General features: G+C 66.1%; 25 protein-coding genes and 1 pseudogene. 18 read left to right on the top strand and 8 right to left on the bottom strand.

Going from position 1 to position 25,676, the window contains the following annotated elements; genetic code table 11:
• Positions 1-3: 3 nt before the first annotated feature.
• A complete protein-coding gene (dprA, locus tag BH683_RS23040) occupies positions 4-1,161 on the top strand; it encodes a DNA-processing protein DprA (protein ID WP_084838597.1) in 1,158 nt (385 codons plus the stop codon).
• A 3-nt stretch (positions 1,162-1,164) separates the two neighbouring features.
• On the opposite strand, the pseudogene BH683_RS23035 reads toward dprA, so the two are convergent.
• Positions 1,165-1,994, bottom strand: a pseudogene (locus tag BH683_RS23035) (SDR family oxidoreductase).
• Positions 1,995-2,131: 137 nt separating this feature from the next.
• Here BH683_RS23035 and BH683_RS23030 point away from each other — a divergent pair.
• Entirely contained in the window at positions 2,132-2,980 is an 849-nt protein-coding gene (locus BH683_RS23030; RefSeq protein WP_084838596.1) for a siderophore-interacting protein, read from the top strand.
• 114 nt (positions 2,981-3,094) lie between these two features.
• Complete coding sequence (locus tag BH683_RS23025) at positions 3,095-4,000, top strand: tyrosine recombinase XerC (RefSeq protein ID WP_246833551.1); 906 nt, start codon at positions 3,095-3,097, stop codon at positions 3,998-4,000.
• Between the two features lie 20 nt (positions 4,001-4,020).
• On the opposite strand, the gene BH683_RS23020 is transcribed toward BH683_RS23025, so the two are convergent.
• Positions 4,021-4,614, bottom strand: a complete 594-nt coding sequence (locus tag BH683_RS23020; protein ID WP_348639232.1) for a M23 family metallopeptidase — start codon at positions 4,612-4,614, stop codon at positions 4,021-4,023.
• A 303-nt stretch (positions 4,615-4,917) separates the two neighbouring features.
• On the opposite strand from BH683_RS23020, the gene rpsB reads away from it, so the two are divergent.
• The 5 genes from rpsB (at position 4,918) to BH683_RS22995 (ending at position 9,079) form a co-directional block, all read left to right on the top strand.
• Complete coding sequence (rpsB, locus tag BH683_RS23015) at positions 4,918-5,784, top strand: 30S ribosomal protein S2 (protein ID WP_084838714.1); 867 nt, start codon at positions 4,918-4,920, stop codon at positions 5,782-5,784.
• 52 nt (positions 5,785-5,836) lie between these two features.
• Positions 5,837-6,661, top strand: coding sequence for a translation elongation factor Ts (gene tsf / locus BH683_RS23010; protein ID WP_084838595.1), 825 nt, complete (start codon positions 5,837-5,839; stop codon positions 6,659-6,661).
• A 147-nt stretch (positions 6,662-6,808) separates the two neighbouring features.
• Positions 6,809-7,540 (top strand): UMP kinase, encoded by a 732-nt coding sequence (gene pyrH / locus BH683_RS23005; protein ID WP_084838594.1) that lies wholly within the window; start codon positions 6,809-6,811, stop codon positions 7,538-7,540.
• Between the two features lie 55 nt (positions 7,541-7,595).
• Positions 7,596-8,153: a ribosome recycling factor gene (gene frr / locus BH683_RS23000; RefSeq protein ID WP_084838593.1), complete on the top strand. Its 558-nt coding sequence runs from the start codon at positions 7,596-7,598 to the stop codon at positions 8,151-8,153.
• 53 nt (positions 8,154-8,206) lie between these two features.
• Entirely contained in the window at positions 8,207-9,079 is an 873-nt protein-coding gene (locus tag BH683_RS22995; RefSeq protein WP_084838592.1) for a phosphatidate cytidylyltransferase, read from the top strand.
• 7 nt (positions 9,080-9,086) lie between these two features.
• On the opposite strand, the gene BH683_RS22990 is transcribed toward BH683_RS22995, so the two are convergent.
• Positions 9,087-9,482: a lipopolysaccharide assembly protein LapA domain-containing protein gene (locus BH683_RS22990; RefSeq protein WP_084838591.1), complete on the bottom strand. Its 396-nt coding sequence runs from the start codon at positions 9,480-9,482 to the stop codon at positions 9,087-9,089.
• Positions 9,483-9,568: 86 nt separating this feature from the next.
• On the opposite strand from BH683_RS22990, the gene rlmN reads away from it, so the two are divergent.
• Positions 9,569-10,678 carry a 23S rRNA (adenine(2503)-C(2))-methyltransferase RlmN gene (gene rlmN / locus BH683_RS22985; protein WP_084838713.1) on the top strand — a complete coding sequence of 370 codons (1,110 nt, stop codon included), beginning with the start codon at positions 9,569-9,571 and terminating at the stop codon, positions 10,676-10,678.
• Positions 10,679-10,681: 3 nt separating this feature from the next.
• Here the strand turns inward: rlmN and BH683_RS22980 are convergent, their stop codons facing one another.
• Together BH683_RS22980 and BH683_RS22975 are read right to left on the bottom strand one after the other, a co-directional pair.
• Positions 10,682-11,362 (bottom strand): ankyrin repeat domain-containing protein, encoded by a 681-nt coding sequence (locus BH683_RS22980; protein WP_246833532.1) that lies wholly within the window; start codon positions 11,360-11,362, stop codon positions 10,682-10,684.
• Positions 11,363-11,383: 21 nt separating this feature from the next.
• Positions 11,384-11,638, bottom strand: a complete 255-nt coding sequence (locus BH683_RS22975) for a DUF2631 domain-containing protein (RefSeq protein ID WP_084838590.1) — start codon at positions 11,636-11,638, stop codon at positions 11,384-11,386.
• Between the two features lie 141 nt (positions 11,639-11,779).
• On the opposite strand from BH683_RS22975, the gene puuE reads away from it, so the two are divergent.
• The 6 genes from puuE to BH683_RS22945 all read left to right on the top strand — a co-directional run bounded on the left by puuE (position 11,780) and on the right by BH683_RS22945 (position 19,262).
• Complete coding sequence (gene puuE, locus BH683_RS22970; RefSeq protein ID WP_084838711.1) at positions 11,780-12,799, top strand: allantoinase PuuE; 1,020 nt, start codon at positions 11,780-11,782, stop codon at positions 12,797-12,799.
• Between the two features lie 17 nt (positions 12,800-12,816).
• Positions 12,817-13,983: a 1-deoxy-D-xylulose-5-phosphate reductoisomerase gene (gene dxr / locus BH683_RS22965; RefSeq protein ID WP_084838589.1), complete on the top strand. Its 1,167-nt coding sequence runs from the start codon at positions 12,817-12,819 to the stop codon at positions 13,981-13,983.
• Positions 13,984-14,011: 28 nt separating this feature from the next.
• Positions 14,012-15,217: a M50 family metallopeptidase gene (locus tag BH683_RS22960; protein ID WP_084838710.1), complete on the top strand. Its 1,206-nt coding sequence runs from the start codon at positions 14,012-14,014 to the stop codon at positions 15,215-15,217.
• Positions 15,218-15,272: 55 nt separating this feature from the next.
• A complete protein-coding gene (gene ispG / locus BH683_RS22955; protein WP_084838588.1) occupies positions 15,273-16,457 on the top strand; it encodes a flavodoxin-dependent (E)-4-hydroxy-3-methylbut-2-enyl-diphosphate synthase in 1,185 nt (394 codons plus the stop codon).
• A 70-nt stretch (positions 16,458-16,527) separates the two neighbouring features.
• On the top strand, positions 16,528-17,364 hold the full coding sequence (locus tag BH683_RS22950) for a GNAT family N-acetyltransferase (protein ID WP_084838587.1): 837 nt from the start codon (positions 16,528-16,530) through the stop codon (positions 17,362-17,364).
• Between the two features lie 83 nt (positions 17,365-17,447).
• On the top strand, positions 17,448-19,262 hold the full coding sequence (locus tag BH683_RS22945) for a penicillin-binding transpeptidase domain-containing protein (protein WP_084838709.1): 1,815 nt from the start codon (positions 17,448-17,450) through the stop codon (positions 19,260-19,262).
• Between the two features lie 82 nt (positions 19,263-19,344).
• Here the strand turns inward: BH683_RS22945 and BH683_RS22940 are convergent, their stop codons facing one another.
• The 3 genes from BH683_RS22940 to BH683_RS22930 form a co-directional block, all read right to left on the bottom strand.
• Positions 19,345-20,175 carry a heme ABC transporter ATP-binding protein gene (locus BH683_RS22940; RefSeq protein ID WP_084838586.1) on the bottom strand — a complete coding sequence of 277 codons (831 nt, stop codon included), beginning with the start codon at positions 20,173-20,175 and terminating at the stop codon, positions 19,345-19,347.
• Complete coding sequence (locus BH683_RS22935) at positions 20,169-21,182, bottom strand: iron ABC transporter permease (protein WP_084838708.1); 1,014 nt, start codon at positions 21,180-21,182, stop codon at positions 20,169-20,171. The genes BH683_RS22940 and BH683_RS22935 overlap by 7 nt, the downstream gene beginning before the upstream one ends.
• 68 nt (positions 21,183-21,250) lie before the next feature.
• On the bottom strand, positions 21,251-22,300 hold the full coding sequence (locus BH683_RS22930; protein WP_084838585.1) for an ABC transporter substrate-binding protein: 1,050 nt from the start codon (positions 22,298-22,300) through the stop codon (positions 21,251-21,253).
• 119 nt (positions 22,301-22,419) lie between these two features.
• Between BH683_RS22930 and map the strand changes: the two genes are divergently transcribed.
• From map to BH683_RS22915, 3 genes are read left to right on the top strand one after another with little or no spacing between them, the layout of a single operon-like run.
• Positions 22,420-23,283: a type I methionyl aminopeptidase gene (map, locus tag BH683_RS22925; RefSeq protein ID WP_084838584.1), complete on the top strand. Its 864-nt coding sequence runs from the start codon at positions 22,420-22,422 to the stop codon at positions 23,281-23,283.
• A gap of 1 nt (position 23,284) precedes the next feature.
• On the top strand, positions 23,285-24,814 hold the full coding sequence (locus BH683_RS22920; protein WP_084838583.1) for a cobyric acid synthase: 1,530 nt from the start codon (positions 23,285-23,287) through the stop codon (positions 24,812-24,814).
• A 56-nt stretch (positions 24,815-24,870) separates the two neighbouring features.
• Positions 24,871-25,671 carry an alpha/beta hydrolase gene (locus tag BH683_RS22915; RefSeq protein ID WP_084838707.1) on the top strand — a complete coding sequence of 267 codons (801 nt, stop codon included), beginning with the start codon at positions 24,871-24,873 and terminating at the stop codon, positions 25,669-25,671.
• The last annotated feature ends 5 nt before the right edge of the window (positions 25,672-25,676 follow it).

Below are 25,676 nucleotides of genomic sequence, written 5' to 3'. Positions count from 1 at the left end.
AACGTGATCGACGAACAACAGCGGCGCGCCTGGGCCTATCTGGCCGCCGTCGCCGAACCACCGAATGCCGCGATCGCGGCGCTGATCGCGGATGTCGGAGTGCAGGAGGCCGCCTCAGGGGTGGCAACGAGATCGGTACCTCCTTTGCATGCCGCCGTCCTGCAGGCCACCGAAGCACGGTGGCAGACCAACACCGCCGCCGCGGACCTCGACGCTGTCGACCGGATCGGCGGTCGGCTGATCACGCCGGATGACGACGACTGGCCGGGTTGGCAACTGCTGAGTCTCGGTAATGCGGACACGGCGGCGAAGGGCGGGGAACCCACCGCTCTGTGGGTACGTGGTCCTGCGCGGCTCGACGAGGCTGTCGCGCGGTCGGTCGGCATGGTCGGGTCGCGGGCCGCCTCGGCATACGGCGAGCATGTCACCGCATCGATCTCCGGGGACCTGGTGGTCGACGGCTGGTCTGTGTTGTCGGGCGGGGCGTACGGAATCGACGGGGTCGCACATCGGAACGCGCTCGCCGCCGGCGGCACGACGGTGGCGGTCCTCGCCTGTGGCATCGACCGCGACTATCCCACCGGACATGCCCGCCTTCTCGCGGAAATCGGCCGTACGGGTCTGGTGGTCAGTGAGTACGCGCCTGGCACCTCGGCCGCCAAACATCGTTTCTTGACGCGAAATAGGCTGGTGGCGGCCCTGTCTCGGGTCGTTGCAGTTGTCGAGGCGGGCCGACGCAGCGGCGCCGCCAACACTGCGGCCTGGGCGCGCAAGCTGGGCACCCCGTTGGGAGCGGTGCCCGGACCCGTCACCTCGGCGACGTCCGTCGGCTGCCATCGGATGATTGCTGACGGTCTTGCTCAACTCGTCACCGACGCGAGCGACATCGTGCGGCTCGCAGAACCCGATGGGGCAAGCGCGGCCGGTGCGGCCGCAGGTGTTCCTCATCGCGGCGGGTCCGGCAAACGCACCGACGAACTCGATCCCCAGCAGCTCCGGGTCTACGAGGCGATACCTGCGAAGGGCGCTGTGACCATCGGCGAGGTCGCCTTCTCTGCCGGACTCGACGTGCACGCTGTCCGCTCGGGGCTGGCAGCGCTGGAAGCACGGGGTTTCGTCACATTGGGCGGATCGGGGTGGATGCTGGCGCCGCGCCAGTGAGCCTCACGGACGTCGAGGGACACCGGTCACGATGCGAATCACCTTGTCGGAGAGAGCGGTCGGCATGGCTCCGACCAGCGCGGCCTGTACCTGGTTTGCTCGGCCGACCACGTACCGCGCGCGGGGTCGTTTGGCGCGCAGCGCGGTTTCGACCGATGCCGCCACCGAGTCGGCGGGGACGGCGAGCTTCTGGGAGAGCGGGATCGACTTGCGATAGCCGGCGATCTGTCTGGCATACAGGGTGCGGTGCTCGGTCGTCATGCTCTCGACCGTGCTCTCGAGGGTCGTCTCGGCATCGCGCCAGATGTCGGTGTCTGTTTGTCCGGGCTCGATGAGGACCACCCGGATCTTCCACGGCGCCAACTCCATCCGTAACGCGTCGGCCATGCCTTCCAGAGCGAACTTCGAGGCGTTGTAGGCACCGGTCATCGGGGTGGCGACGCGACCACTGATCGACGAGACGAAGACGATGCGCCCCTGCGATGTCCGTAACCGTGGCAACACCGCTCGGGTGACCGCATGTTGGCCGATCACATTGACATCGAGCTGGTGTCGGAGCTGATCCGGGTCAGCGCCTCCACCGGGCCGCCGACAACGATCCCGGCGTTGTTCACCACGGCATCGAGTCGCTGCGGCAGCACCTGATCCAGTTCGGCGACCTGATCGGGGTTCGTGATGTCGAGAATGACGGGCGTGACGTTCGGCGCCCTCAACTCGTCGGCAGCCCGTTCATCTCTGACACCTGCGATGACGTCCCAGCCCGACGCCGCCAGGCGCTCGGTGATGGCGAGACCGATGCCGCGTGCGGCGCCGGTGATGAGGATTGTCGGCATGCCCACGAGGCTAGCGGTGGTCGGCGTCTCTCCGGGCGACTTAGGGTGCCCTATTTTCAGGTACGGTGGGTCCGGGCGGCCAGAGCCGATGCAGATCGCAGCTCGACCGTAGGTGCCGCCGACGAGAGGACTTTCGCGTGGCCAAGCGAGAAAACACCATGACGGTGCAGCGGACCGAACAGATCTCCCCACATCTCGTGCGGGTGTACCTCGGCGGTGCCGGGTTCGACGACTTCCAGGCGTCGGACGACACCGACATGTACGTCAAGTTCATCTTTCCCGCCGATGCGGCGGACCGAGCGGCGAAGTCCGGTCTGGGAACAGTCCGCGACACGTTGAGTGCGGACGAACCCACGATTCTGCGTACCTACACCGTGCGTAGCGTCGACCGGACAGCTCGCGAGATCGCCGTCGACTTCGTCGTACACGGCGACGATGGAGTGGCGGGGCCCTGGGCGGCCAATGCCCAGCCCGGTGAGGTGATCAAGTTCTTCGGCCCGGGTAGTGGCTACCGACCCAAGACCGATGTCGACTGGCACCTGCTGGCCTCCGACGAGGCGGGCCTACCTGCCCTCGCCGCGGCACTCGAGTCGATGCCCGCAGGTACCGTCGCGAAGGCCTTCATCGAGGTCGCCGGACCGGAGGACGAGATCGAACTCGCCGCGCCGGACACCGCGCAGATAACGTGGCTGCACCGAGGCGTCAGTTCAGACGCCGTCAGTGATGCCCAAGGCGGCGCCAACGCACCTCTTGTCGCAGCCGTCCGCAACGCGGAATGGCTGCCGGGCTCGGTGCAGGTCTTCATCCACGGTGAGGCCGAAGTGGTGATGCAGAACCTCCGCGGATACATCCGCAAGGAACGGGGGGTCGGGGCCGCGAACGCGTCGATCAGTGGGTATTGGCGTCGTGGACACACGGAAGAGGGCTTCCGTGAATGGAAGGCCAGTCAGCGCAGTCGAGACGAAAAGGCCGGGATCACCGCCTGAGGCGATGATGTGTTGTTTTGGCGAGCAAAGGCCCAGGTCGGCTTCGCCAGAACAACACAATATGGGCGCGACCTGGTGTGGCGGCTTGCGGGCCGTCACCCCGATCGGTTGGCTGTGCAGGTGAGTGCAACGATCATCGACGACTATGAGAGCCATCTCCGGCTCGAATGTGGTCACAGCGAGCACACGGTGCGCGCCTACCTCGGTGACATTCGATCCCTGGTGAGCTTTGCCGGTGCGCGCGGATTGTCACCGGCCGCGATCGATCTGCCGGTCTTGCGCGCATGGTTGGCCTCACACAGCAAGCGGGGGGCCGCTCGCACCACCATCGCCAGGCAGGTTTCGTCCGCCAAGAGATTCACGGCATGGGCGACGCGCGAGGGCATTCTCGCCGTCGACCCCGGTACCCGGCTGCAGGCGCCGCGTGCGCACCGAACGCTGCCCGGTGTCCTGAGTACGAGCCAAGCTGCTGCCGCGATGGAGCCGTCCGAACCGGACCACGACCCCGATGCGCCTCTCTCGCAACGAGACCGGGTGATCGTCGAAGTGCTGTATGCCACCGGTATCCGGGTGGGCGAGCTCTGCGGTCTCGACATCGGAGACATAGACCCCTCGCGAAATGTGTTGCGTGTCATCGGTAAAGGCAACAAGGAGCGGACCGTGCCCTACGGTGCACCTGCTGCCGCGGCCCTGGATACCTGGTTGCGCAGTGGCCGGCCCGCACTTGCGCAGGCCGCCGCGGGCAACGCTCTGCTGGTGGGGGCGAAAGGTGGTCGACTCGATCAGCGGATGGCCCGGACCGTGGTCCATCGAGTGCTGGGGGCACTGCCCGGCACCCCGGATCTCGGCCCGCACGGACTACGGCACAGCGCGGCCACTCATCTGCTCGAGGGTGGGGCCGATCTCCGTGTGGTGCAGGAGCTGCTCGGGCATGCCAGCTTGGCGACGACGCAGCTGTACACCCACGTCAGCGTCGAACGGCTACGCAAGGTTCACGATCAGGCGCATCCACGAGCCTGACGCCCGTTCAGTCTTTCTCTTCACCGCCCGTCTTCCGGGGCCACCGGTTTGAGCCGAACCTGAATCCGACCGAGTAGCGCGAGTGGATCGAAGTACACCGCAGACGCCCCGGAACCCCGGCGCGCACCCCAGTGCAGGCATGGGCTGCTGCAGCCCGCATGCCCGGTCACCAGGGTCCCGATCGGCGAGCCTCTGCTGACCGGCTGCCCCGACCTGACCGACGCGGCCACCGGTTCGTATGTGGTCAGCAGCCCGTCGGAGTGTCGGATGGACACGACAGGCTTGCCGCCGACCGTCCCCGCGAAATTGATCACGCCCTGCCCTGCGGCACGCACGACCGCGCCGGCGGGAGCCGCCAGATCGACGCCACGATGACCGGGCAACCATCGCTCGGAGGGTGGCGCGAAACCCTTCACGACGGTCGGGATCGGTACCAACGGCCAATCGAAGTCGGTCGAACCCTGCGGCGCCGCTTGTGCGGGCGACGCGGACAGCTCTGCCAAGAAGGGCGGCGCGGTGGCGAGCACCGTCAACAGCACTGTCGCGCGCAGGAGAGCCCACCAGAATCGCATGCCGTCGACGATGGGCGATGTGAACCGATCCGTCGAGGTCAAGTGCACCATTGGGGATGGATGATGCGGCCGTCCACAGTTCGCACCGGGGCCTTGACAACACGTCGTGATCGCCCATCGGATGCGATTTCGTCTCAGGGGCCCGCGAGCGTAGACTCATGTGGCGCTCTCGCTGCGGCGGGAGTGACTTCGCGCGCCTGCGGTCTGCCGATTCACCTCGGACGACACAGCGTGTGGGCAGTCCCGGGCAGTGGCAATGCTCCGCTGCGGGTTCCACACGTGTCAGGTGCCAGGGTCGGCGACCAACCGGGAGCCGACGACCAACTGCACATGAAAGTGAAGTACATGGCTGTCGTAACCATGAAGCAGCTGCTGGACAGCGGCGCTCATTTCGGGCATCAGACCCGTCGTTGGAATCCGAAGATGAAGCGATTCATCTTCACCGATCGCAACGGCATCTACATCATCGACCTGCAGCAGACGCTGACGTACATCGACCAGGCGTACGAGTTCGTCAAGGAGACGGTCGCCCACGGTGGCACCATCCTCTTCGTCGGCACCAAGAAGCAGGCGCAGGAATCCATCGCCTCCGAGGCTCTGCGCGTCGGCATGCCCTACGTGAACCAGCGCTGGCTCGGTGGCATGCTCACCAACTTCTCCACCGTCCACAAGCGTCTGCAGCGTCTCAAGGAACTCGAGACCATGGAGCAGACCGGTGGATTCGAAGGTCGCACCAAGAAGGAAATCCTCATGCTCACGCGTGAGATGACCAAGCTGGACCGGACCCTCGGTGGTATCCGGGACATGTCCAAGGTCCCCTCGGCCGTGTGGATCGTCGACACCAACAAAGAGCACATCGCCGTCGGTGAGGCACGCAAGCTGAACATCCCGGTGATCGCCATCCTCGACACCAACTGCGACCCCGACGTCGTCGACTACCCGATTCCGGGTAACGACGATGCCATCCGCAGCGCAGCGCTGCTCACCCGCGTGATCGCGTCTGCGGTCGCCGAGGGCGTGCAGGCACGGGCAGGTCAGAACACGGGCGCCGACACCAAGCCCGAAGGTGCCGCCGGTGAGCCCCTCGCCGAGTGGGAGCAGGAACTGTTGACCCAGGCCACCACGCCTGCGGCAGAAGCTCCCGCAGCCGACGCCCCGGCAGCTACCGAGGCACCCGCAGCAGCCGACGCGGAAACCCCCGCCCAGGCCTGATCCACTTCTGGTTCACCGATCCAGACACATCCGACAGGAGGCTCGCCCACCCATGGCGAACTACACCGCCGCTGACGTCAAGCGGCTCCGCGACCTCACCGGCTCCGGAATGCTCGACTGCAAGAACGCGCTCGCCGACAACGACGGCGACTTCGACAAGGCTGTCGAAGAGCTGCGGATCAAGGGCGCCAAGGACGTCGGCAAGCGTGCCGAGCGGTCCACCGCCGAAGGTCTGATCGCCGCCAAAGACGGCGCGATGATCGAGATCAACTCAGAGACCGACTTCGTGGCGAAGAACGACGAGTTCCAGGCGCTGGCCGCCAAGGTCCTCGACGCCGCGGTTGCCGCGAAGACGTCCGACGTGGACGTCCTCAAGGCCGCCACCGTCGGCGACAAGACTGTCGACGAGCTGATCCAGGAACTCTCGGCCAAGATCGGCGAGAAGCTGGTCCTGAACCGGGTCAGCTACCACGAAGGCAACGTTGCGTCGTACCTGCACAAGCGGGCGTCGGATCTGCCGCCCGCCGTGGGCGTGCTGGTGGAGTACACCGGTGACACCCCGGAGGCAGCAGAGGCCGCTCGTGGCGCCGCAATGCAGGTCGCTGCGCTGCGCGCCAAGTACGCCACCCGCGACGAGGTCCCCGAGGACGTGATCGCTTCCGAGCGTCGCATCGCCGAGCAGACCGCCCGCGAGGAGGGCAAGCCCGAAGCCGCGCTGTCCAAGATCGTGGACGGCCGTCTCAACGGATTCTTCAAAGACGTGGTCCTGATCGACCAGGCGTCGGTCCAGGAATCGAAGAAGACCGTCAAGGCCGTACTCGACGAGGCGGGGGCACAAGTTGTGTCGTTCACCCGTTTCGAGGTCGGACAGGCCTGAATTTCGTGAGAAGAACCCCGTGCGAATCGCCAGATTCGCCGGGGTTCTTTTGCGCTGAACAGCCCCTGCTCTTCGACCCTCGATAGCCTGTCTCTGATCTCGATAGCATTGACGCGATCGCTGCCCGTACCTCGAAAGGGATGCCACATGACCGACGACGTTGCACAAGAACGCACCGGATTCAAGCGGGTCGTTCTCAAACTCGGCGGAGAGATGTTCGGTGGTGGCAAGGTCGGCCTCGACCCCGATGTGGTGTCCACGGTCGCGGATCAGATCGCCGAGGTGGTCAACACGGGTGTCCAGATCGCGGTGGTGAACGGCGGGGGAAACTTCTTCCGGGGAGCCGAACTGCAGCAACGTGGCCTGGAGCGGGCCCGGTCCGATTACATGGGCATGCTCGGAACGGTCATGAACTCGCTTGCGCTCCAAGATTTCCTGGAGAAGCGGGGGATCGTCACCCGCGTGCAGACCGCCATCACGATGGGGCAGGTCGCCGAACCGTACATTCCGTTGCGCGCACAGCGTCACCTGGAGAAGGGCCGCGTCGTCATCTTCGGCGCCGGCATAGGTATGCCCTACTTCTCCACCGACACCACCGCAGCGCAGCGCGCACTCGAGATCAAGGCCGAGGTCGTGTTGATGGCGAAGGGTGTCGACGGTGTCTACTCAGCCGACCCCCGGACAGACCCCGACGCCACGCTCTATCGCGAGATCACACACCGCGAGGTTCTCGAAAAGGGTCTCAAGGTCGCGGATGCGACCGCCTTCAGCCTGTGCATGGACAACCAGATGCCGATGCTGGTGTTCAATCTCCTCGAGCAGGGCAACATAGCTCGGGCGGTTGCAGGTGAGAAGATCGGAACACTGGTCAGCACCTGACCGGATCTCGCCCAGCACAACCAGACCGCACCCGCACAAGTCAACGGAGGACACCATGATCGACGACGCGCTCTTGGACGCCGAGGAAAAAATGGAGAAGGCCGTCGTCGTCGCGCGCGACGACATGGGCTCAGTGCGCACCGGGCGTGCCAATCCCGCCATGTTCAACCGGGTCACTATCGACTACTACGGGTCCCCGACGCCGATCGGGCAGGTGTCGTCGATCAACACCCCAGAGGCCCGCATGATCGTCATCAAGCCTTACGAGCCGTCATCGCTGGGGTTGATCGAGACCGCGATCCGTAACTCTGACCTGGGCGTGAACCCGACCAATGACGGAAACATCATCCGCGTGTCGATTCCGCAGTTGACCGAAGACCGTCGGCGCGACCTGGTCAAGCAGGTCAAGGCCAAGGGCGAGGACGCCAAGGTCTCGATTCGCAACGTGCGGCGTAAGGCGGTGGATGAGCTCAAACGCATCCAAAAAGACGGCGAGGCCGGTGAAGATGAGGTGACACGCGCCGAGAAGGATCTCGACAAGACGACGGCGTCATACGTCACACAGATCGATGAACTGGTCAAACACAAAGAGGGTGAACTGCTCGAGGTCTAGGTCATCGCATTCGATGACCGACCGGGCAGTGGCGAAGGGGTAGGCAGACGACAGTGACCGACACAGACCGGCCGGGGGGCGCAGCGGCGCCTGCTCCCAAGGGCTCCACCTCGCGGGCCGGCCGCGACCTGCCGGCTGCCATCGGGGTCGGCGGCACGCTCGGCGTCTCGCTGATCCTCATCTTGGTTTTCATCCCCGAGGTCTGGTTCGGCGTGGTGGCGGTGGCGATCGCCGTCGCCAGCTGGGAGGTGACCAAACGTCTCCGCGACGGCGGTATCAAGGTCGCACTGATCCCGATCCTCGTCGGCGGCCAAGCCATCATGTGGGCCAGCTGGCCATGGGGCGTCTCCGGCTCGGTGGTCGCTCTCGCGGCGACAGTGCTGGTGTCGATGATCTGGAAGCTGTTGTCGCAGGGCCTACAAGCCGCCCCAGAGAACTACCTGCAGGATCTTGCAGGGACGACCCTGGTACTCGCCTGGTTGCCGCTGATGGGGGCCTTCGGGGCGTCGATGGTGCTGCAGGACGACGGATCGGCGCGGGTACTGACCCTGATGATCGTGGTGGTCTGCTCGGACGTCGGCGGTTACGTGGCCGGTGTGACCTTCGGCAAACACCCGATGGTCCCGGCCATCAGTCCGAAGAAGTCGTGGGAAGGCATGGCCGGGTCCATGGTCTTCGGCATCGTCGGCGCAGTCCTCACCGTCGTGTACCTGCTCGACGCGCAGTGGTGGATCGGGCTGGTCCTCGGCCCTGTCCTCGTCATCTGCGCCACCCTCGGGGATCTGGTCGAATCACAGGTCAAGCGCGACCTGAAGATCAAGGACATGGGGACCCTGCTGCCCGGGCACGGCGGGATCATGGATCGTCTCGACTCCATCCTGCCGTGCGCGTTCGTCGTGTGGGCGATCCTGGGGGCGCTTCTCTGACGAGCGGCTAGGGCCGGGCCTTCTTCACCGCCCGTCGCACCTGCAGCATCCGCAGGCTGCCCACGATCGCCGTGATCACGGCGCCGAGGATGGCTGCGATCAGCAGACTCACGCCCACCGGCAGGTTGACCGTCCAGAAGAACAGGTCGATGTTCTGGCTGTCCAGATTCTGGACGATGAAGATCAGCAGGATCAGCGTGACCAGCGCGCCGACGATCAGACCGACCCAGGCTGCACGCGTGCGCGTGTGCTTGACGTCGTCGAGAGCCTGTCTGCGCACCTCCTCGCGGTGGTCCGCGGCAGGCGGGGCGGAGTCGGCCGCCTCTGTGGGGTATGCCGCATCAGTCTTGGTGGGGTCGTAATCGGGGCTCGGCTGGTAGCCCTCGGGCGGTTGATACGTCATTGCTCTATGGTGCGCCCGAGTAGGGCGAAACGACAATCACAGTGATCGAATTGGCATCTGCGGCCGATCTACGTCACGCTTTGATGATGACTGGTCCGTTGCCGCTGGTATTCGACGCGCCGAAACGCGGCAAACCGCCGCAGCACCTCGCCGATCTGGACGCCGCGGGCCGCGTGGCCGCGGTGACGAAGCTCGGCCTGCCCAAGTTTCGCGCCGACCAATTGGCCCGTCAGTACTACTCCCGGTTGAACGCCGATCCGGCCGAGATGACGGATCTGCCCGCCGCGATGCGGGAATCGGTGGGCCAGGCTCTGTTCCCCGAACTGATGACCGTGATCCGCCACATCGCCTGCGACGACAACACCACCCGCAAGACCCTGTGGCGACTGCACGACGGGACGCTGCTGGAGTCGGTGCTCATGCGCTACCCGGACCGCGCGACCCTGTGCATCTCGAGTCAGGCGGGATGCGGGATGGCGTGCCCGTTCTGCGCGACCGGCCAGGGAGGGCTGGATCGGAACCTCTCCACGGCGGAGATCGTCGACCAGGTGCGCTCTGCCGCGCGGGCGATGCGTGATGGTGAGCTGGGCGAGCCCGGCCGCCTCTCCAACGTCGTGTTCATGGGCATGGGCGAGCCGTTGGCGAACTACAAGCGCGTGATCGACGCCGTCCGCAAGATCACCTCGCCCGCCCCCGACGGACTCGGCATCTCCCAGCGTTCGGTGACGGTGTCGACGGTGGGTCTGGCGCCCGCGATCCGCCGAATGGCCGACGAAGGACTCACGGTCACCCTGGCAGTTTCCCTGCACACCCCGGACGACGAACTGCGCGACACCCTTGTCCCGGTCAACAACCGCTGGTCGGTCAAAGAGGTGCTGGATGCTGCTCGCTACTACGCGGACAGCACCGGACGTCGGGTGTCGATCGAATACGCGCTGATCCGCGACATCAACGATCAGCCGTGGCGGGCAGATCTGCTGGGGGAGAAGCTCCGCAAGGCGCTCGGATCGCTGGTACACGTGAACCTCATCCCGCTCAACCCGACCCCGGGATCCAAGTGGGACGCAAGCCCCAAGCCCGCGGAACGCGAGTTCGTGAGAAGGGTGATCGCCCAAGGTGTTTCGTGCACGGTTCGCGACACCCGCGGGCAAGAGATCGCTGCTGCCTGCGGCCAGTTGGCGGCGGAGGAGAAGTAGTCCTCAGCCGAGCAGGCGCGCGACGTCGGCCTGCCCTCGTTGCTGTGCGATCTGCAGGGCTGTTCGTCCCTGCGCGTCCCGGATGCCGGGATCAGCACCTGCCGCGAGCAACCGGGAGACGATCTCCTGGTAGACCGGTGAACCGTCCCCGTAGACGACAGCTTCTAGCAGTGCCGTCCATCCGGAGTCGTTGATGTGGTCCAGCGGTACACCCGCGTCGATCAGGATCTGGACCGTGGTCGGATGGCCCTTCTCGGCCGCGGGGATGAGCGCGGTCCCGCCGAAGCGGTTGGTGGAGTTCACATCCGCACCGTGATCGAGGGTCAGGACGAGAATGTCGTCCAGTCCCTCGGCCCCGGCGTAGAGAAATGCCGAGTCCTGCAGGTTGTCTTTCGCGTTGACGTCCGCCCCCGCGAGGATCAACCTTCGTGCGGAGTCGGTGTCACGGGACTTGGTCGCGACCACGAGCGGCGTGCGACCATCGGCGTCCCTGATCTCCAGTGCGGGGTCGGGCGCCCTCGCGCTCGTCGGTACCGGCGACGGTGACGTGGACATCGTGATGCTCGACGGCGACGAGCCGGTGCTCGGCGCGCCGACTCCGCCGGTGCCGCACGCGGTGGCCACCATCAGTGCGAAGGCGATCGGTGGGGCTGCGACGGCAGCCGGAGTGCGCCCCGTTCGCATGTTCGGAAGAGGTTGGTGGTGCTACTTCTTCTTTTTCCACTTACCGCGGCTGAGAACCTCGCCGCGGACGAGGAGGAAGACGATCAGCGCGGCAAACCCGACGAGGTACAAGTCTTCGACGTGGCCCTCGTGGTTACCGATGACCATGCCCAGCAGTGCGACGACCGACACCCATGCGGCGATCTTGTACGTCTTCATGCCTTCGCCATGCCAGCCGAATCGGGCCGAAGGCGCTTCTGCGGGCTCGGGCTTGTACTCGACCTCAGTGCTGGCCACGGCTACTCCTGCTGGTTGCGATCCGACTTTTCTCGTCCAGAGCATATCGCGGCGGGTGACCCGTGGCCGCTGATGGGTTCGGCAGTGTCGCGTGAGGGAACCGGACTGCGTCTTCTGCGAGGTCAGGCCCACGGTGTGAGAATGAACGCCGTGCCGACCGAGAGATATGCGCCGTCCGAGTATCCCCGCGACATGATCGGATACGGCCGCACCCCGCCTCATCCGCAGTGGCCGGGCGGGGCGAACATCGCGGTCCAGTTCGTTCTCAATTACGAAGAGGGTTCGGAGAACAACGTCCTCGAAGGCGACCGCGGCAGCGAGACGTTCCTGTCGGAGATGGCCGGTGTCGCTGCATTTCCGAATCGGCACATGAGCATGGAGTCGTTGTACGAGTACGGATCCCGGGCGGGCCTGTGGCGGTTGCTCCGGGTGTTCGACCGCCGTGGACTGCCGCTGACGATCTTTGCCGTGGCCCAGGCAATGGCCCGCAACCCCGAGGCGGTGGCGGCCTTCATCGAGCGGGGCGACGAGATCGCCTCACACGGATTGCGTTGGCTGAACTACCAACTCATCAACCCGGCGGTAGAACGGGCCCACATGGCCGAGGCGATCGAGATCCTGACCGACCTCACCGGTAGTGCGCCCCTGGGTTGGTACACCGGTCGCGATTCACCGAACACCCGAGGACTCGTCGTCGAGCACGGTGGCTTCGTCTACGACTCCGACAGTTACGCCGACGACCTCCCGTACTGGGTGAAGGTACCGGTCGGCGGTCCCTCGGTGCCGGTGCCCGATGCCTCTCCAGAACACGTCGTCGATCACCTCGTGGTGCCGTACACGCTCGACACGAACGACATGAAGTACTCCTCGCCTGCCGGGTTTCCGTCCGGTGACCAGTTCTTCGCTCACCTGCGTGATGCCTTCGACGTCCTGTACGCCGAAGGAGCGGCAGGCGCGCCCAAGATGCTGTCGATCGGCTTGCATTGCCGGCTCGCCGGGCGGCCTGGCCGGACCGCGGCGCTCGAGCGATTCCTCGACCATGTGCAGTCCCACGACAAGGTCTGGATCACCCGTCGCATCGACATCGCCCGGCACTGGATCGAACACCGTCCGGCGCCGAGCGCACCGGATCCGGAGTCGGCCGGCGCGGATGCAGGCTGATCGACCACACTGGACCGGTGACCACTCGTGTTCTGATACTCGGCAGCACCGGATCGATCGGTACGCAGGCGCTCGAGGTGATCGCCGCCAACCGTGATCGCTTCTCGGTCGTCGGCCTCGGTGCAGGCGGCGGCAACGTGGACCTGCTGGCCCGCCAGATCGCAGAATGGAAGCTGCCGGGATCGGCCGTCGCGGTCGCCGATCCCGCGGCGGCGGACAAGGTCGCCTCGGCAGCCGGAGTCGAGGGCATCACCTCGGGACCCGACGCGATGGTCGAGCTGATCGAGAAGTCCGGCGCCGATGTGGTCCTCAACGCCGTGGTCGGGTCGCTGGGCCTTCGGCCGACACTGGCCACGCTGGCGACCGGTGCCCGTCTCGCCCTGGCCAACAAGGAGTCCCTGGTCGCAGGTGGCGCGCTCGTGCTCGCGGCAGCGGCGCCCGGCCAGATCGTCGCCGTGGACTCAGAGCATTCGGCCATCGCACAATGCCTGCGCGGCGGCACCGCCTCCGAGGTCGACCGATTGGTGCTGACTGCGTCCGGGGGACCCTTCTTCGGCTGGGAAGCAGACCAATTGAAGGATGTGACACCTGAGCAGGCAGGCAAACACCCGACATGGTCGATGGGCCCGATGATCACCTTGAACTCCGCCACCCTGGTCAACAAGGCGCTCGAGGTCATCGAGGCGCACCTGCTGTTCGACGTCCCCTACGACCGCATCGACGTGACGGTGCACCGGCAGTCGATCGTGCACTCGATGGTCACCTTCGTGGACGGCGCGACCATCGCGAAGGCGTCCCCGCCGTCGATGAAACTCCCGATCGCACTGGCGCTGGGGTGGCCGGACCGGATCCCCGGGGCATCGGCCGCGTGCGACTTCTCGCAGGCGAGTACCTGGACCTTCGAACCGGTGGACAACGCGGTCTTCCCCGCCATCGACCTCGCTCGGGAGGCGGGTGCCCGCGGCGGCTCTCTGACCGCGGTGTTCAACGCCGCCAACGAGGCCGCCGCCGATGGCTTCTTCGACGGGGCGATCCCGTTTCCTCGGATCGTCGACATCGTGGGGGAGGTGCTCGCCGCCGCAGATCAGTGGACCGCCGATCCAGGTACGGTGGATGAGGTTCTGGCGGCCGACGCCTGGGCGCGAGAGCGCGCCCGGCAACTCGTCGCCGGTGCACCCACGTAGAAGTTCACCAGAAGGGTAAGTGCGGCCGATGATGTTTGCGTTGGGCGTGGTGCTCTTTGCGCTGGGACTGCTGGCCTCGATCGCCTGGCACGAATGCGGCCACATGTGGGCTGCCCAGCGCACCGGGATGAAGGTGCGCCGTTATTTCGTCGGATTCGGACCGACGGTGTGGTCCACCCGACGGGGGGAGACCGAGTACGGAGTGAAGGCCCTCCCGCTGGGCGGTTTCTGCGACATCGCCGGCATGACCACCCACGATGAACTGGCGCCCGAGGATGAATCCCGGGCGATGTACAAGCAGAAGTCTTGGAAACGGATCGTCGTCCTGGCCGCCGGTCCCGCGCAGAACCTGATCCTCGGCTTCGCGCTGATCGTCATCATGGCGTTGGCCTGGGGGCTCCCGAGTCTGTCGGAATCGCTCCCGGCCAAGGTCGGGTCGGTGGCCTGTGTTGGTGACACGATCAACAAAGGTCAGCTCGCCCCGTGCTCGGGCGAAGGTCCGGCGCAGCGGGCCGGTCTGGAGCCCGGCGACACGGTGGTCGCGGCGAACGGCGAAAAGATTACCAGCACCACCGAATTGAGCACGGTCCTGCGGGCGGGTACCGATCCCGTCACCCTCGCCGTGGAGCGCGACGGAGTGACGCGTGAGGTAACTCTCACCCCGCAAGAGGTGACCGTCAACGGCGTCGACGACAAGGGTGCGCCCACGACCGAGACGATCGGCATGGTGGGCATCGGCTATGACGACGGCTGGCAACACCCATCTGCCGCAGGCGCCGTCCCAGCTGCCGCCGGATTCACCGGTGACCTGGTCGTTCGGACGTGGGACTCGCTCCTGTCACTGCCGTCCAAGATCGGTGCGCTCTGGACCTCCGTGACCGGCGGTGAGCGCGCCGCCGACACCCCGGTGAGCGTCTACGGCGCCTCGGTGATCGGTGGCGACGCCGCCGACCACGGCCTGTGGTGGTTCTTCGTCTTCCTGCTGGCCAGCATCAACTTCTTCCTGGCGCTCTTCAATTTGGTGCCGCTATTACCCTTGGATGGTGGGCACATGGCCATCGTGGGCTACGAGAAGGTGCGCAACATGTTGCGCCGGTCTCGTGGACTCGGTGTCGGTGCGCCCGTCGACTACCTGAAACTGATGCCGATCACATACGTGGTGCTGGTGATCATGGGCGGATACATGGCCCTCACCTTGACCGCAGACATCGTGAACCCCATCAAGGCCTTCTAGTGCTCCAGCCGGTGCTTTTACAGTCGATGAACCAGTTACAGCCAAAGAGCAGGAAGTGAACACGATGAGTGCAGACGCCACCGCGATCGGTCTGGGGATGCCCGCTGCACCGCCGCCGGTGCTCGCACCCCGGCGCAAGACCCGTCAACTCCAGGTCGGGACGGTCGCTGTCGGCAGCGATCATCCCGTATCGGTGCAGTCGATGACCACCACCAAGACCCATGACATCAATGCGACGTTGCAGCAGATCGCCGAACTCACGGCGGCCGGTTGCGACATCGTGCGGGTGGCGTGCCCACGCCCGGAGGATGCCGAAGCCCTGCCCGCGATCGCCAAGAAGTCCCAGTTGCCGGTGATCGCCGACATCCACTTCCAGCCGAAGTACATCTTCGCGGCGATCGACGCCGGCTGTGCGGCTGTACGCGTGAACCCGGGCAACATCAAGGAGTTCGACGGCCGGGTCAAAGAGGTCGCGAAGGCCGCCGGCGACGCGGGTATCCCGATCCGCATCGGCGTCAACGCGGGTTCGCTCGATCCCCGGCTACTGCAGAAATACGGCAAGGCCACTCCAGAGGCTCTGGTGGAATCCGCGTTGTGGGAGGCGAGCCTGTTCGAAGAGCACGGGTTCGGCGACATCAAGATCTCGGTCAAGCACAACGATCCGGTGATCATGGTCGAGGCGTACCGCCAGCTCGCGGCCCAGTGCGATTATCCGTTGCACCTCGGGGTGACCGAGGCCGGGCCGGCCTTCCAGGGGACGATCAAGTCGGCTGTTGCGTTCGGAGCCTTGCTGGCAGAGGGTATCGGCGACACCATCCGCGTGTCGTTGTCGGCGCCGCCGGTCGAGGAGATCAAGGTCGGCAATCAGATCCTGCAGTCACTGAACCTGCGGCCGCGCAAACTCGAGATCGTGTCGTGCCCGTCGTGCGGTCGCGCGCAGGTCGACGTCTACAAACTCGCCGATGAGGTGAGCGCGGGGCTCGAGGGTATGGAGATCCCACTTCGCGTCGCGGTGATGGGGTGCGTCGTCAACGGTCCCGGTGAGGCCCGGGAAGCCGACCTCGGCGTCGCGTCAGGTAACGGCCGCGGTCAGATTTTCGTCAAGGGCGAGGTCATCAAGACCGTTCCCGAAGCCCAGATCGTCGAGACCCTCATCGAAGAAGCAATGCGGATCGCCGAGGAGTCCGGTGAATCCGGGGACGGTGAGTCGGCGGGCGCACCGATTGTCACGGTGAGCTGACCGCAGGCAGACCGGCCTGGCAGAATGAGCGGGTACGTCCCGTACGCCTGCTACGAACCTGGGAGCCGCAGTGCTGAAGCTGTTGGGTGACCGCCCGCTCGGAGAGCGGGACTTCGACGCGGTTGCCCGTGCCCTGGCGCAGGACCCGGTATCGGCCTGTATGGTCGCCGCGCGTGTCGAAGACCACGGCATCAACCCCAGATCGCTTGGCGGCGAGCTCTGGAGCAACAATCAGCCCGGTTCGTCGCTGTGCTTCTCGGGTGCCAACCTCGTGCCACTGATCGGTACCGGTGACGACGTACGCACTTTCGCAGAACGCGCTGTCCGCAATCCCAGGGCCTGCTCATCGATCGTGGGCCCTGCCGATCTCGTCATGCCGCTGTGGGATCTCACACAGGAGTACTGGGGTCCTGCGCGTGAAATCCGAATGGATCAACCACTTCTGGCGCTGGCCGGCGCCCCGGCGATCCCGGGCGACCCGTTCGTGCGGCGCGTACGGCTCGATGAGATCGACGCCTATCTGCCCGCTGCCGTCGAGATGTTCATCGGTGAGGTCGGGGTGGATCCCTGCGCCGGCGACGGTGGCCGCTCGTATCGACGACGTATCGCCGGCCTCATCAACGCGGGCCGCGCCTATGCGAAGTTCGAACGCGGAGAAGTCGTGTTCAAGGCCGAGGTCGGCGCGCTCTCGCGGCAGGTGGGACAGATCCAAGGTGTGTGGGTTGCGCCGGATCGTCGTGGCCTGGGTCTCGGGGCATCCGGTACCGCCTCGGTCGTCGAGGCCATCGTCGCCGGCGGCCGGACCGCAAGCTTGTATGTCAACTCGTTCAACACTCCCGCCCGCGAGGCCTACCGGCGGGTGGGCATGAAAGAGGTCGGGACATTCGCGACCGTGCTGGTCGACTGAGCAGAGTCCTCAGAAGCTCCCCGTCTGCCTGCCTCTGCGTGGCAACCCGGTTAGGGGCGTCGCCGCAAATACCATGAGTGGTGATGATCCGTATCGTGCGCCGCCGGCCTGCCCGTCTGCTGGTTGTCGCCATCACCCTGGTGCTCGGCGCCTCGATGTTGGCGTGTTCGGCCGACGACAATGGCCCCGGCGCCGCCGCAGGACGCTTCTTGTCCGCCTTCGCCGACAACGATCCGCAACAGGCCGGGGAGTCGACGGATCGACCTGATGCCGCTGCGACTGCGGTCACCGCCACCTGGGATGGGTTGTCTGCCACGGACATGTCGGCGAAGACCGCCGGAGTGAAGGTGACGGGCGACACCGCCACCGTCGCCGCCGAATACACCTGGACGCTTCCCGGAGATCAAGCCTGGAAGTACCGCGCCACGATCGCGATGTCGCGCACCGACTCGGGCTGGCAGGTCCGCTGGACTCCGGCGGTGATCCATCCCAAGCTCGGCGGCAACCAGACCATGACCCTGCGCACGGTCGACGCTCAGCGCGCCGCGGTCCGTGAGAACGACGGATCCAACGTGCTGGTGCCCGGGACTGTCCATGAGGTGCGGTTCGATGCCGCCCTCGCCGCACAGTCCGGTGCGGTGGTGTCGACCGCGGGGGATCTCTCCCGCGCGCTCGGGCGGTTCGATCCGTCCCTGACCGCCCAGGCCATCGCCGAGCAGGCGACCGGGCTCGGCGGTCAGTATGCGGTGATCACGTTGTCGCAGCGAGACTTCGACCTGGTCCGAGATCAGCTGGCCGGACTGCCGGGGGTCAGCACTGTCGAACAGGCGGATCTGGTTGCGCCGAATCCGGACTTCGCGCCCACGTTGCTCACCCAGGTCAAGAAAGAGGTGTCGGCGGATCTGGTCGGGAAAGCCGGCTGGCGCGTGGTGTCGGTGAACCCGAACGGCGTGGACGCCGACGTTCTCGCAGAGACCCAGCCGGATCCGGCGCCGTCGGTGGAGATCTCACTGTCGCGACAGGTGCAGGATGCCGCGCAACGAGCTGTCGACCAGCGCAAGGACTTTCAGGTCGCGATGGTGGTGATCCAGCCGTCGACGGGGCGGATCCTCGCGGTGGCGCAGAACGAACTCGCAGACGCCGACGGTCAGATCGCGACCATCGGTCTGTACCCGCCCGGCTCGACCTTCAAGATGGTCACGTCGATGGCGGCGATGAGCACGGGGCTGGCGACGCCGTCCACGTTGGTGGGCTGCCCGAGCGAGGTGACCATCGGTGAGCGCAGCGTGCCGAACTACAACGGCTTCGGGCTGGGCACGGTCCCGATGCAGACGGCGTTCGCCCGTTCGTGCAATACGACCTTCGCCAAGTTGGCCAGCGAGATGGGCCCCTCGGATCTCACCCGGGCAGCGGCATCGCTGGGTATCGGACCCGAATACGACGTCGTGGGGTTGCCGACCGACAGCGGCTCGGTCCCGATCGCGCCTGAACTGGTGCAGCGCACCGAGGATGGCTTCGGCCAGGGCAAAGTGCTGACCAGCCCGTTCGGGCTCGCCATGGTCGCGGCGACGGTGGCACACGGCGCGACCCCGACGCCGCAGCTGATCGTCGGTCGCGAGACCACGATCGCAGGTCCGCACCCCGCGATGGATCCCGCAGTGCTCAGCCAGATGCGACCGATGATGCGCGAGGTGATCGCCTCGGGGACCGCGCTGCGCATGCAAGACCTCGGTGAGGTGTACGGCAAGACCGGTGAGGCCGAGGTCGAGGGTGGTTCGCATGCGTGGTTCGCCGGGTACCGCGGTGATCTGGCCTTTGCGACCCTCGTCGTTCTCGGCGGCAGCTCCGACAATGCGGTCGCGGTCACCCACGAGATGCTGGCCGCGCTACCCGAGTGAGCCTGTGGACCGCCTGAGTGCCACTTTTCTGAACTCTGCGGTCAGCTGAGGGAACCGATTACCGAATTGCCACGTCAGATCACTACTCGGGTCGGCGGGGCACTGGAGGGGGGTACCCCGCCGACCCGGGTGTTCGATCAGGGAGCACGATGAACTGTCCGGTGTCGGGATGGATCCAGGTCATCACGGGGTGGTCGTAGATCTCTGAGAGCAATTCGGCGGTCATCACCTTGGTGGTCGGCCCGGAAGCGACCAGCCGGCCGTCCTTCATGACGAGTACCCGGTCGGCGTAGGCGGCGGCGAGCGACAGATCGTGGACGACGATCAGGATGGCTGCACCTGTGCGCTTACGCTCGGCGAGAATCGTCAACAACCGTTCTTGATGGTGGATGTCGAGGGCCGCGGTGGGTTCGTCGAGCATGAGGACCGGTGCCTGCTGGGCGAGTGCCCGTGCGAGTGAGACGCGGGCCTGTTGTCCACCGGACAGTTGACTGAACGGCCGATTCCGCACCTGTTGCAGGTCGCACTGGGTGAGCGCCTGTTCGACGAAATCGGCCGACTGGGCTGCCTCATGGGTCCGGGTCCAGGGAAACCTGCCCATCTCCACCACTTCGTGGACGAGGAAGGGCGTGTCCGCTCGGTTGAGCTGGGTGACCAGGGCGCGGCGTCGAGCAAGCTCGATGGGCGCGATGTCCGAGAGATCGAGGCCGGAGAAGCGGACGGCACCACCGGAGACCGGACGTACCCCCGCTAGTCCTGCGAGCAGGGTCGACTTGCCGCAGCCGTTCGGCCCGACGAGCGCCACGACCTCCCCGCTGTCGACCACGAGATCGACACCTGTGACGATGTCGCGCCCACCGATGGCCACGTGTACGTCGGTCGCGGACAGGGCGGGCCCGGTGGCCGTCACCAGCCGACTCCGCTGTGTCTGCTACTGCGCAGGAGCAGGAAGAACACCGGACCGCCGATGAGCGAGGTGAGCATCCCCAATGGCAGATCGGCATTGTCCATCAACGTCCTGGCGCCGAGATCGGCTGCGCAGACCACAATTGCTCCTCCGATGACACTGGCCGGCAACAGGATCGCGTGCTTGGGCCCCACGATCAGTCGCATCAGATGTGGTACGACCAGACCGACGAACATGACGATGCCGGTGAACGCCACCGCGGCCGCCGTGAGCACTGCAACCAGCAAGATGACGATCCGCCGGACGCTCTCGACGCGAACACCCAGAGCGGCAGCCTGAATCTCGCCGAGCGACAGCAGATCCAGGCGGCGCACCAACAGCATGCTGACCCCGATGGCGCCGGCGGCCAGGGGCAACACCACCCAGACCGGCTTCCACCCGATGCCCTGGAGTGATCCGAGCTGCCAGAACACGATCTGTTCCCGGTCGTTGGTGTCCGCGAGGAACGTCAGGAACGCGATGATCCCCGAGGCGAAGGCGTTGACCGCTATCCCGATCAGTATCAGCATGATCGGTGACGACGACCCGTCCCGCATGGACAAGGTGTAGACCAGCGCGACGGTGATCAGGGCGCTGATGAATGCGGCACCGGCCAGGCCCCAGACGCTCGCCCAGATCCCGCCGGACACGATCGCGATACAGGCGCCCACCGCCGCGCCTGCAGATACCCCGATGACGCCGGGCTCTGCCAGGGGATTGGCCAGCACGCCTTGGAGTAGACAGCCGGCGCAGGCAAGGGTGGCCCCGACGATCAGCCCCATGACGATCCGCGGGAACCGGACCGTCCAGAGCGTCTCCTCGCCGTTGGGCGAGCTCGGCATGGGCCCGATGTCGAGGCCGAGGTGGTGCAACACCGAGCCGAGGACCTCGGCAGGGGCGATGTAGACCTGGCCCACCGCGGCCGACCAGCCGACGAGCACCACCAGCAGCACGAGCATGGCGACGATGATCATGACGTTGCGCGGCAGTGAACGCCGGTCGCCGCCAACGCTGCCCTTGCGGACTGCTTCGCGCACGGAACTCACACGTAGATCGCTTCGGACAACGCGTTCAGAACACGCCCGGTGTCGGGCCCGAAGGTCAGGATCTCGGCCTGGTCCATCTGGACGACACGGTTGTTGCGGCCGGCGTCGGTCTGGGCGAGCCCGGGCAGCTTCAGAACCTGCTCGAGACCGCCCACGGAATCGGCGCCCTGGGTCATCACGAGGATGACAGCCGGGTTGGCGTTGATCATCGCCTCGGTGTTCACCGTGGTGAACGCGGAGGTGAGACCCGCGGCGGTGCCCGCGTCGACACCGCCGAGGGCAGCTATCAATTCGTCGGCCCCGGAGCCCGGACCGGCGAGTAGTTGCAGGCGCGGGCCGCGTAGGTAGAGGAACGCCATCGTGGCCCCGCGGGCGTCGGCCGGGACCTGGTTCTGGGCCGCGTCGATCTGCTGGGTGGTCCGCGCCGCCAGCGCCTCGCCCTCGCGAGGTACCCCGAGTGCGCCCGCCACGGCCTTGATGAGTGGCCCGGTACCCGAGATCGTGCGGTCCTTCGTGAACACGACCACGGTCAGGCCGGCGGCTCGCAGCTGTGCGACGGTCCCCGGCGGGTTCGTGGCCTCGTCGATCAGGACGACGCTGGGATCGGCGGCGAGCACGGCCTCGATGTTGACCGAGTGCCCGTTGTCGGTGATCACCGGGAGATTTTCGGCTTCGGGGATCACCGTCGACCGGTCCCGGGCCACGACGTTGTCGCCGAGACCCAGTGAATACACGATGTTTGCGAGGGTGCTGGAGCGGTCGATGGCGATGATGCGCCCGATGTCGGTGACCGTGACATCTCCACCGATGGACTTCGCGGTGGCGGGAAGCGTCGGGATCGGGTTCTGGGCCACCGGGTCGACGGCGGAACCGGTGAGTCGAGCGGTCTGCGGTCCGGTTCGCAGGGCGCCGTCGGAGGCGGGAGGGCTGGTCGCGGTGTCTTTGATCGGGGCCGTGGAGCATCCCGCGATCACGAATGCGAACGCGGTGAGCAACGTGGCGATGATCCGGGTCCGCCCGCGACCGGGCAACCTGGTGTCGATCATTCATCACTCCATCCCGCCGGCGCTGTGAGTGTCACCTTACTTGTCACCGACCCCGGGGTTCGGATCGTGTGGGTGAGACGGGCGGGATCAGTCCAGCGGAGAACAGATAGGCTGAAGACATGCCTGTTCGTGCCCCACTCGCCCCTGGCGAGATCTCGCCGACACTGCCGGTGCCGGCCACCATCGAGCGACCCGAGTACGTGTGGAAGTCCACTGCCGCCGAAGGTCACGAGCCCTGGGTGCAGACCCCCGAGACAATCGAGAAGATGCGATTGGCGAGCAAGATCGCCGCCAACGCCCTCGCCGAGGCCGGAAAGGCTGTCGCACCGGGAGTGACCACCGATCACCTCGACCGGGTGGCGCACGAGTACATGGTCGATCACGGCGCGTATCCGTCGACGCTGGGTTACAAAGGATTCCCGAAGTCGTGCTGCACGTCTCTCAACGAGGTGATCTGCCACGGTATCCCGGATTCGACGGTGATCGAGGACGGCGACATCGTCAACATCGATGTCACGGCGTACATCAACGGCGTCCATGGGGACACCAACGCAACGTTCCTCGCAGGCGATGTCGCACCTGAGGTTGTCGATCTCGTCGACCGCACGCGGGAGGCGACGAACCGTGCCATCAAGGCAGTGCGCCCCGGCCGTGAGCTCAACGTGATCGGCCGCGTCATCGAGTCGTACGCGAATCGTTTCGGCTACAACGTCGTTCGTGATTTCACCGGCCACGGCATCGGTGAGACCTTCCACAACGGCCTGGTCATCCTGCATTACGACCAACCGAACATCGACACCCTGATCGAACCCGGCATGGTGTTCACCATCGAACCGATGATCAACCTGGGCGCCCTCGACTACGAGATCTGGGACGACGGCTGGACGGTCGCGACCGCCGACCGCAAGTGGACCGCCCAGTTCGAGCACACCCTCGTGGTCACCGAGTCCGGGGCCGAGGTCCTCACCGTGCCGGACGCCTGACTTGTCTCCCCAACCGCGGGGGGCGTTGCTGGTCGCGGGAACGAGCTCTGACGCGGGTAAGAGTCTGATCGTCGCAGGGCTGTGTCGTGCGCTGCATCGTTCCGGGGTCTCGGTGGCCCCGTTCAAGGCGCAGAACATGTCGAACAACTCCGTCGTGACCCTCGACGGCGGCGAGATAGGTCGCGCGCAGGCGATGCAGGCCTCCGCGTGTGGGCTGGCGCCCTCGGTCCGGTTCAACCCGGTCCTCCTCAAGCCCGGCAGCGACCGCCGGTCGCAAGTCGTGGTGCGCGGGCAGGTCGACGGAACGGTCGGTGCGGCCGACTATCACGCCCGCAGGGCGGCACTGGCAAACGTCGTATCCGACGAGTTGGCCTCTCTGCGTGCAGATTTCGATGTGGTGATCTGTGAGGGTGCCGGTTCGCCCGCGGAGATCAACCTGCGGCGCAGCGATATCGCGAACATGGGTTTGGCCGCACTCGGTGACCTGCCGGTGATCGTGGTCGGGGACATCGATCGGGGAGGCGTCCTCGCGCACCTTCTGGGGACCCTGGCCTGTCTGGGGCCGGCGGACCAAGCCCGGATCGCCGGTTTCGTGATCAACAAGTTCCGCGGCGATCGCTCGATCCTCGAACCCGGTCTACGGCAACTGCTCGAGCTGACGGGCCGCCCCACGATCGGCGTCGTGCCCTATGCCGACGGGTTGTGGCTCGACGCCGAGGACTCTCTGGCCAGCGTGGTGGGTACACCGGTGGGAAGGGCCGCGCCCGCGGTCGGTTCGGCACGCTTGTCCGTCGTCGCCATCCGGTTGCCGAGGATCTCGAACTCGACCGACGTCGAGGCCCTGGCATGCGAGCCGGGGGTGGATGTGCGATGGGTCGACGACCCCGCGAGTGTCGCAGCTGCCGATCTCGTCGTGTTGCCGGGAAGCAAGGCGACCGTCTCCGATCTTGCCTGGCTGCGTAGCCGCGGTATCGATGACGTGCTCACCGAACGGGCCCGCCTCGGCCGGCCGATCCTGGGCATCTGCGGCGGTTACCAGATGCTCGGTACCACCATCGTCGACGATGTCGAAGCGCGTGCGGGAACAGTGTCGGGACTGGGAATCCTCACGGTGACAGTGCAGTTCGCCGCCCGCAAGATCCTCCGGCAATCGGTGGGGGTCGCATCGGGACATGCGGTGCGCGGGTATGAAATCCATCACGGTCGCGCGATCGGCGGTGATGACACGCCGTTGCTGCACGACGACGAGCTCGGACCAGAGGGAAGTGTCGCGGGCGCGGTCGCCGGGACCCACTGGCACGGGTTGCTGGCGAACGACGACTTCCGCCGCGACTACCTCCGTGAGGTCGCCCGGTGGGTGGGGTTGGGCGGCTTCGAGGTCGGCCGGGTCAGCTTCGAGGAGGCCCGGATGGCCCAGCTCGACCTCATCGCCGACCTGGTCGAGACCGAACTCGACATGAGGTTCGTCACAGACCTCCTCAGCTCAGGGGTACCCCACGGACTGCCGGTGATCACCACCTCGCTGAGTTGACCCGCCGCCGACGGGTCGACACGTAGGCTGGCCGGGTGAGCATCGAACATCGCACCATCGCCGTCGGTGACCTTGAGTTCGACGTCCGGATCGGGGGCCCCGAGACCGGACCGTCAGTGCTGCTGCTGCACGGATTCCCCAATACCGGAGCCTGTTTCGATTCGGTGGTCGGAAGACTGCACGACTCCGGACTTCGTACGATCGTCCCGGATCAGCGCGGATACTCGCCGGCTGCCCGGCCCGACGAGGTCGACGCATATCAGCTCCGACACCTCGCGTCCGACGCCGTAGGCATCCTGGACGCGCTCGGTATCGGATACACGATGGTCGTGGGGCACGACTTCGGATCGCTCGTCGCCTGGCATCTGGCAGGGCATCACCCGCACCGGGTGACCGGGTTGGTTGCCGTCAGCGTCGGACACCCCTCGTCCATCGCAGCATCACTGGCGAGCAGTGACCAGCGTGGCCGATCGTCCTACATCCTCGACTTCGTGAAGCCAGACGCCGAGGACACGCTGCTTGCCGACGACGCGAAGATCTTGCGAGAGTTGGTCCCCGACGACAGCGTGCTGCCGCTCACGAAGCGTCCGGCGCTGACCGCAGCACTCAACTGGTATCGCGGCAACTTCACCGGCGACATCAAGGCGAACCTCGCCTGTCCTCCGATCGAGGCACCGACGACGGTGCTGTGGGGTGACGGAGACGATGCGCTGGGCCGTGAGCAGGCGGAGGGGAGTAGCCGATTCGTGTACTCCGACTACCGATTCGCGGCATTGGAGGGCGTCGATCACTGGATCCCGCAGAACGCCCCCGCCGCTCTTGCGAGCGAGATCGCGTTGCGGTCAGCGGTGTGGTGATTTAC

Source organism: Williamsia sp. 1138, assembly GCF_002095435.2.
Classification (GTDB): domain Bacteria; phylum Actinomycetota; class Actinomycetes; order Mycobacteriales; family Mycobacteriaceae; genus Williamsia.
The sequence above is the reverse complement of the archived record's forward strand: the minus strand, read 5'-3'. Positions and strand labels throughout refer to the sequence as shown.